The 7,081-nt window shown below is 36.3% G+C and carries 10 protein-coding genes and 2 pseudogenes; 2 read left to right on the top strand and 10 right to left on the bottom strand.

The genetic code is table 11. The features are described 5' to 3' along the window. Positions 1-95 precede the first annotated feature (95 nt). From M72_RS14840 to M72_RS17760, 7 genes and pseudogenes are all read right to left on the bottom strand, one after another. The gene (locus M72_RS14840; protein WP_055068779.1) at positions 96-680 is read right to left on the bottom strand and encodes an accessory gene regulator B family protein; all 585 of its coding nucleotides are present in this window, start codon (positions 678-680) and stop codon (positions 96-98) included. A 65-nt stretch (positions 681-745) separates the two neighbouring features. Beyond that, entirely contained in the window at positions 746-2,053 is a 1,308-nt protein-coding gene (locus M72_RS14835) for a GHKL domain-containing protein (protein ID WP_055068778.1), read from the bottom strand. After that, on the bottom strand, positions 2,040-2,786 hold the full coding sequence (locus M72_RS14830) for a LytR/AlgR family response regulator transcription factor (protein ID WP_206541838.1): 747 nt from the start codon (positions 2,784-2,786) through the stop codon (positions 2,040-2,042). Before M72_RS14830 ends, M72_RS14835 begins: the two co-directional genes overlap by 14 nt. A gap of 121 nt (positions 2,787-2,907) precedes the next feature. Then, a pseudogene (locus M72_RS18145) lies at positions 2,908-3,108 on the bottom strand (response regulator transcription factor); the annotation flags it as partial. Further along, positions 3,012-3,236, bottom strand: a complete 225-nt coding sequence (locus tag M72_RS17395; protein ID WP_055068776.1) for a hypothetical protein — start codon at positions 3,234-3,236, stop codon at positions 3,012-3,014. The gene M72_RS17395 and the pseudogene M72_RS18145, both read right to left, overlap by 97 nt. Continuing rightward, complete coding sequence (locus M72_RS14820; RefSeq protein WP_055068775.1) at positions 3,237-3,692, bottom strand: hypothetical protein; 456 nt, start codon at positions 3,690-3,692, stop codon at positions 3,237-3,239. Next, on the bottom strand, positions 3,685-3,819 hold the full coding sequence (locus M72_RS17760; protein WP_261291847.1) for a hypothetical protein: 135 nt from the start codon (positions 3,817-3,819) through the stop codon (positions 3,685-3,687). Before M72_RS17760 ends, M72_RS14820 begins: the two co-directional genes overlap by 8 nt. 272 nt (positions 3,820-4,091) lie before the next feature. Here M72_RS17760 and M72_RS18290 point away from each other — a divergent pair, with 272 nt between their 5' ends. Continuing rightward, a complete protein-coding gene (locus M72_RS18290; protein WP_226948264.1) occupies positions 4,092-4,343 on the top strand; it encodes a leucine-rich repeat protein in 252 nt (83 codons plus the stop codon). On the opposite strand, the gene M72_RS16965 is transcribed toward M72_RS18290, so the two are convergent. Then, positions 4,257-4,649 (bottom strand): hypothetical protein, encoded by a 393-nt coding sequence (locus tag M72_RS16965; RefSeq protein WP_055068773.1) that lies wholly within the window; start codon positions 4,647-4,649, stop codon positions 4,257-4,259. The two genes, M72_RS18290 and M72_RS16965, sit on opposite strands and share 87 nt — an antisense overlap. Positions 4,650-4,896: 247 nt before the next feature. Between M72_RS16965 and M72_RS18330 the strand changes: the two genes are divergently transcribed. After that, positions 4,897-5,016 carry a putative holin-like toxin gene (locus M72_RS18330; protein WP_226948254.1) on the top strand — a complete coding sequence of 40 codons (120 nt, stop codon included), beginning with the start codon at positions 4,897-4,899 and terminating at the stop codon, positions 5,014-5,016. 261 nt (positions 5,017-5,277) lie between these two features. Here M72_RS18330 and M72_RS18325 read toward each other — a convergent pair. After that, positions 5,278-5,460, bottom strand: a pseudogene (locus tag M72_RS18325) (IS200/IS605 family accessory protein TnpB-related protein); the annotation flags it as partial. A 286-nt stretch (positions 5,461-5,746) separates the two neighbouring features. Then, a complete protein-coding gene (locus tag M72_RS14800; protein WP_055068771.1) occupies positions 5,747-7,039 on the bottom strand; it encodes an ATP-binding protein in 1,293 nt (430 codons plus the stop codon). Positions 7,040-7,081 lie beyond the last annotated feature (42 nt).

Below are 7,081 nucleotides of genomic sequence, written 5' to 3'. Positions count from 1 at the left end.
TCATCTTGAATACCTCTTGTGTTTTTAGATTTTACCAACTGGCAGGTCAGTAATAATCTAAATTTACTTGAGGTATTCTTTTGGGTCAATTCCTTTTACTCTTTAAAGTATACAGGAAGCTCCTTCCCCCATATAATTAGTAGCGCTACTTCTATTAAAACTACCAGAATAGCAAATGATGCGTCCGGCAATTTTATCCTTATGCTTAACGATATAATGATAACCATCAATGTTATGATAAGTGTCTTTCTTTTATTTACAATTCTAACCCGTTCAAACAATGGCTTTCCTGGATTCTCTACTGGTGCAAAAAAGAACATAACCATGAAAACCATGCAACATATAATAAGTTCAATTCCAAATCTAGTGAACCCAAATTTTTGTTGCAGCCTCTGTAACACTATTACAACTGCCCAATTTGTGATAGTCAAAATATAACATTTTAATTTTGTCTTAGCATGATAACCACCCGAATATCGTCTTATACCGGCAAATACAGCAATAAAAATGAGTGTACTGATTTCTTTATTGAAAATAAAACCCAGACAAATCAAAAATATAGTTGTACCTATATTTTCAATTAATATATCTGAACCATATTTATAAATCTCATATTCCTCATGTTCAATTACATTTTCACGAACAAAAAAATCAGCTATCATTTTTGATAATCCAGACATAAACACACGTCCTTTCAATCTGATGATAACTGATTTCTTAATCTTTACAATTCGTTTGGCAAGTTTTACCTGTTTTTGGCAAAATTAGCAAGTGGAATTACCATATGTACAATCACATTATTTGCTTCTTCCGATATATTTAAAAATCCCTGATACTGATTGACAATCTCCCGAACTGTCGGGATTCCCAATCCATGTTCAGCCTTATTTTTTTTCGATGTGACAAGTTTAGGATTTACACAAAGAACAGAGTTTTGAATGTGATTCTCTACAATTAGATTAAACATTTCATCTACCACTTCCATGTTAAGATGAATTTCCTGCTCCTGCTCTTTCTGCTCAGCTTCAATCGCGTTATCCAAAAGATTCGACAAAGCAATTGCCAGTTCTATCGTATCTATATTCTCCGGAAGCTTCACATGAATCACAAATCGTATGTGGTTCTTTTCACATATCTCCTTCTTCTCATTGATAACAGCATTCAACATCAAATTAGGGGTATAAATCTGCTGTTTCTCTGACAGTTTCGTGGCAAAAGTCTTTTGCATTTCTTTTTTAACTAATTCTACCTTACCTTCTTCCAAAAGTTGGAGATAGTTCGAGAAATAACGTCGGATATCATGTCTTACTTCGCGGATTTTTTGGTTGCTTTCCTCTGATACTTTCATCAGTTTCTCCTGCTCCCTCAACTGAGTTCGCAAAATACTGTTCTCAAGCAGTTCTCGATTTTGATTTTGCAAGTGGTTCAAGAGCCACAACACAAGAAGAATGATTCCCAGAAACAAAAGCGTTATTACTGCAAAAGCTATCTGTAAGATTCGCGGTAACATAACCTGTTTTAACAGGATAATAAAAAACAGAGAGACAACAAAAAAACAAGCAAAAAAAATCCCGCTTATCAGCAATTCCTGTTGTACAAATTCTCTCTGTCTTTTTATAGTTCTTATATAAGCATATGCGATAAAAATGCAGAGACTCTTCATGACACAAACCTCGATAAGTCTCATCGAATTCCCATACATCGTCAGTTTTTCCATTGTCACTCCGCTGAATGCTGAAATAACATAAAGACATATGATACTTATCAGAATTGTCAATACATTAATCATAATAACAGAGATGACTTTTGAAGCAAACCGTCCTTCAAAATATCTCTGGGCAAAAAAAATACATATTCCCATTCCAATAAATGACGCAATCAGATTCGACCCCACTTCAAAATAAGTAACTGCTGTAAATGTGATTCCAAACACAAGATACTTCCACCATGCCAATTCGTCTCTAGGTCTAAATTGCGCCCGAATTACCGCTGTGCAAATTCCAAAACTGATAATGCAGGCCGCAATCTCTATTATGAAACTAATCCATTTCATATATCCGACTCCTCATATAACCAAAATATTGTTTCTTTACCTCTTCCTTCTTATCTCTACTGACCGGAATATGCTGCCCTGTTTTTACAGTGATTTCCTTCAAATTAAAATTCTGTATCCACATGCTATTTACAAGATAACTTTTTCCCGGACGCAGGAAATGGAAAATAAGCATTTTTTCTGCATAATCAGATATTTTTCCTCTGCTTCGCACAACCTGTTCTTCACGCTCAGAATTCATTACATGAAATAGTAGGTAATGAGCCTGACTCTCTATATAAACGATTTCCTTTACCGGAAGCACAATCTGTTGCTCTTTTACATCTAATGTAATAAATCGCGCTCTCTTCTCCTTCTGTTTTTTCAAGCTTTGCAACGCTTCCGAAAGTTCCGCCTGTAAATACGCTTTTCTAATGAAACGAAATGGCTTATAGTGAATTGCCTCAAATACAGCCTCCTCATGATTGCTGATAAAAATAACAATTGCCTGCGGATTTTGTTCTTCCAACTTGGCAGCCAATTCCATACCCGTTACTTCCGGCATATCAATATCAAGAAAAAAAATTTCTGTCTGATGCAGTTTTGTCTCCAACAATTTCTCACTATCCGTGTATGATACAATTTCCCCCACTACATTTAGCTGCTGCAATTCTGCCCTTATTTGTTTCTCCAACCTCGAAAGAAATATTTCATCATCATCGCATATTGCAATAGTCCAATGCTCTATACCCATAAATGGCATAAACTCGTCTTTCCCCCTTCTTTTGTTTATATGACTATTTTCGCTTGTGCCCTTTGAGCAGCTACCATCTGCCTTTAAGGACTGGTTTTCTGATTCGATTAAATTTTCGTTGCTAGTTGCGCACCTTCGTCAAATAGAATACTGCAAGCTGGGTGCGGTCACGCAGAGAAAGCTTATCGAGAATGCTGCTGATATAATTGCGGACGGTTCCCTCACTCAGAAACAGTTCGTCTGCAATCTCACGGTTGCTTTTTCCAACTCCGACAAGAGCAATAATATCCTGCTCCCTTTCTCCGATGTCGTAGCGGCTGTAATGTCTGACAGATAAGAATCTTTTCGTTCAGGGAATATATCCCAGTAATCTTTTCTTGATATTGTACCTGTTCTCTGTCTGGCATTTAGATTATCATTCACATCCTCATTATAGGTTCCTTCCTTCATTTAAGCAATACATTTCTTAACTGCATCCTGCATCCATACAAATAGTTCTTCAACATTGTACTCATATGAAGAGTGAGCTTCCAGAATCCTGGACTGATAGATCAGCTCTCTTCCAAGAAATATTGCCCTGTAATCATCCCGTTCTATTGTCACAAGATGATACCAGCTTATTTCGTCTGGATATTCTTCATGCCACATTTTCTCAAACTCTTCATAATTCTCTACGACTTCTTCATCCTTTAGGCTTTCGTAGTCGTCATAATCGTCTATAGTTCCACGCTCCGCTTTCAGCCACAACTCTCTTCTGTTATCCTCTCCGCAAGGCTCAACAGCCTCTAATATTGCATATACCTTGTCAATAGCTTCCAATGTCTTTTTATCAAATACAAATTTTCCGTCTTTTAACACAAAAATCCAATGATTCACCTTTGGTGCCTTGATTGCTGTTTCACTCATTCTTTCCTGTCTCCTTTCCAATGATCCTGCTTGTATCAGAAAAGTATTTTATGAAATCTGCTTTCCAGTATATTTCCAATACATTATTGCTATAAACCAATATCTTCTCTATCAATAATTCTTTCATTTCTTCAGTAAGCGTATCTGCATCACAAAATTTTTTATCTCTATTCGTCACCAATGAGTCTAAAGAAAATTTTGACCATGCGTCTTTTTGCATATCACATATACAATCCCAGGAAGTTCCATCCTGTCGATATCTTTCTTTGTTCTGCTCCCAAAGAATATAACACCCTATTTTTCTGGTATACAGCCAAAATAGCCAATTAAAAAAGTTAGTAGCAAAAATTTTAACAGGGGCGCTTGCTGTTGGAATGGTTGTTTCCCCTACCTCAGCACATGCGGACGAATCAGATAAATGAAAGCTTAACGGCCATAGTTGTTCCGAATAGCGTAACTTATATAGAACAGGGTGTGTTTGAATCTTGTAGTAATCTTATTAGTGTAACATTATCAAATAACCTTACAAATATACCCACAAATTTATTTGAAAACGCATTTTCTTTAACCACTATCTACTACAGTGGTACAGCCAAAGGTGCGCCATGGGGCGCAACCAATGCAACCATCGAGGCAAATAACACTATATAATCCCAAATCTTCCAAAAAATGGTCATATTCATGAGTAGATTCCCATTCCCGTTCTTCTTTCACATATTTTTCAAGCATTTCCTGATTATGTTCGTCCCAAAAAAGATCAGTGATAAGATCAGTGATGGAAGAATCACTACACCGATAAGTTGCTTTGGTGGTGCCTATATTTTTAACCAGTAGCTCCCAATTGTGGTTCGAACCATCAAAATTCCCAAACCAAAGCACCAGCATAAGTATAATTACACCAACAACCCCCAGATTAAATTTCCTTTTGTAGGCTTCATAACTATCATCGTTTCTCATATTTTTTCCTCCTTCGATTTTTATTCTTATTATTAATATGTGTTTCCCATTTTTATGATAGAGCACTTTTGTTTCACTATTAATATGTGTTTTTATTTGGAAAAAATGAAAAATCACGCTGTCGAATATTGTTGAAACCCTTATGTTGGTATGATACAATTTTCTTACGGAAAGCCCATGACAGGGGTGGTAGCCTCCCGAGCTTAATGACAGTTTACTGGAATACATAAGAAGGGAGGTGGCGCATATGACAGCTTATGAAATCATTACGATTTTCATTGGGATATTAGCTTTGTTGATGTCTTTTGGTAGTTTGATTATTGCGTTTCTTACCTTTCTCGATAAGAGAAATAATAAGAAGAAATAAAAATGCCTTACCTGTCGGCAAACAGGTAAGGCTGTGCTCATAAGAGAAAATGCATACTTGGGAGCATCCACTTTTGGAATGGATACTATCCGAACTGAAAGGCATCTGTTCCAGCAGGTGTCTTTCTTTATATTCAATATAGCATAAAGCATTTGATATTTCAAGAAATTTTGGAGACTGTTTTAAATAAAACACCTTATACAATCCCCTGTTCGTTCTGTTACATTTCTTTGCATATTCTTTTGTTACTTGTGGTGCATGAAGTTTTTGATTTGTCACTTTTCCCAGATTCTTATTCCTTCGAATATTTGTGATATCGCCAATAATAACCGTGTGGATATCATTTGCTTTACAATAATTCACTACTGCTCTGGTCACTTTATGAAGATAGTCGTGAATACAGTTTCGCCTGTACTTTACCGACCAAACCACATGGTAATTAATGTTGTATACGCAAGTGCGTGAATGACGCTTAGAATATTATTCACATGTAGGTTTATCCTTTGGGGATTACAGAAATAAAAATTAGAATATAGTTCACTTGTAAAAAGCCACTGTAAAAGGTGGCTTTTGGTTTAGGTAAGAGATTAAATACTATAGAAGAAAGAAGGTGTCTGCTTGGCAGAATATACACTTTACATAGACGAAAGTGAAACATTTAATAAATCTTTTTCCCAGTAATAACTGGTACTGTTTTTCAAATGATTCATTTGTAGTGAAGCCTCGTATATCAAGTGCAAAATACACTATATAATGGCACAGACTTTATCCCCTTTACCATTCCAAAATTTCTTGTTGAAATCCTGATGGCATAAACCGGATCATATTTTTCCATATAAACCATCATACTTTTCGCTTTCACATGATTTCCCGCTTTACATTCAACCGGAATTACATGACTGTCTTTTTGTATCAGGAAATCTACTTCTGCCGTATTATCTGACTCCCAATAATGAAGATCATAGCCATTCGTTTTCAATGCAATTGCAACGTAGTTCTCTGTCAATATACCACGAAAATGCTCTGTTTCCTTACTCCTCAATGCTTCCAGCGTCATTCCCATTCTGGCAGACATAATACCCATATCACTATAGTATAATTTAAATGTACTCACATCCTGATATGCTGCAACCGGATAAAATCCCTGACTACATTTCATACACTTATTTACAATTCCAGCCCGAATCAGCCAGTCAATCGCATCTCCATATTGAGATGCACGCGCACCCGATTTTATCAACTTATACTGGAACTTTTTAGCATCTTTTGCCAACTGTGCCGGAAGGGAATCATATGCTTCAAAAATGCGCACTGTATCTGACTTATTCGCATATTTTGTCATGTCCGCAATATAAGAATTTAATAACATCTGTCTGATTTCCGTCTGCTCTATAGGACTGTCTTTTGCAAGGTCAGCTTTCACCGCTGCCGGCATTCCCCCAACAATACAATAATGATAAAATTCCTGCATAGCCTCCTCATGGAGCATCTCATTCAACGGCTGATTATTTTCATAATGTTCCCGGATCGTGTCTGTAAGCATCTGTTTTCCTTTTGCCCACAACACCTCTTCCAAATCCATTGGATACATGGTCAGCATCTGAACTTTTCCAACCGGAAATGAATATTTTTCCCGGTTCACCGCCACACCAAGCAGGCTTCCGGCAGCCATTACATGATATTCCGGAGCTTCTTCTGAAAAATATTTTAGCGAAGTTAATGCTCTTTCACACATCTGAATTTCATCAAAAATTATGAGTGTATTTTCAGGTACAATCTTTACCTGATAGTATTTTTCCAAAACAGCTATCACATGATCTGCATGAATATCTGTTTCAAAATATTTTCCAATTCTTTCGTCTGTTTCAAAATTTACATAAATCGTATTCTTGTAATATAATGATCCAAACTCACGCATTTCAAATGTTTTTCCAACCTGACGTGCACCATAAATAAGCAATGGCATTCTTCCATCTGACATATTTTTCCACTCATATAACTTAGACGTTATTTTACGTTTCATGCGTATGCATTCTCCTTCCCCAAAATATTTTGGTGTATTTTA

Source organism: Roseburia faecis, from assembly GCF_001406815.1.
GTDB classification, from domain to species: domain Bacteria; phylum Bacillota; class Clostridia; order Lachnospirales; family Lachnospiraceae; genus Roseburia; species Roseburia faecis.
Note: the sequence above shows the minus strand (reverse complement) of the source record. Positions and strands in the feature narration are given on the sequence as shown.

Coding starts and splice junctions, on each gene's coding strand:
- M72_RS14800 (WP_055068771.1), bottom strand. CDS start 7,039: ATGAAACGTAAAATAACGTCTAAGTTATATGAGTGGAAAAATATGTCA.
- M72_RS18290 (WP_226948264.1), top strand. CDS start 4,092: ATGCGGACGAATCAGATAAATGAAAGCTTAACGGCCATAGTTGTTCCG.
- M72_RS18330 (WP_226948254.1), top strand. CDS start 4,897: ATGACAGCTTATGAAATCATTACGATTTTCATTGGGATATTAGCTTTG.
- M72_RS14840 (WP_055068779.1), bottom strand. CDS start 680: ATGTCTGGATTATCAAAAATGATAGCTGATTTTTTTGTTCGTGAAAAT.
- M72_RS17395 (WP_055068776.1), bottom strand. CDS start 3,236: ATGAAGGAAGGAACCTATAATGAGGATGTGAATGATAATCTAAATGCC.
- M72_RS14830 (WP_206541838.1), bottom strand. CDS start 2,786: ATGGGTATAGAGCATTGGACTATTGCAATATGCGATGATGATGAAATA.
- M72_RS14820 (WP_055068775.1), bottom strand. CDS start 3,692: ATGAGTGAAACAGCAATCAAGGCACCAAAGGTGAATCATTGGATTTTT.
- M72_RS14835 (WP_055068778.1), bottom strand. CDS start 2,053: ATGAAATGGATTAGTTTCATAATAGAGATTGCGGCCTGCATTATCAGT.
- M72_RS16965 (WP_055068773.1), bottom strand. CDS start 4,649: ATGAGAAACGATGATAGTTATGAAGCCTACAAAAGGAAATTTAATCTG.
- M72_RS17760 (WP_261291847.1), bottom strand. CDS start 3,819: ATGAAAGAATTATTGATAGAGAAGATATTGGTTTATAGCAATAATGTA.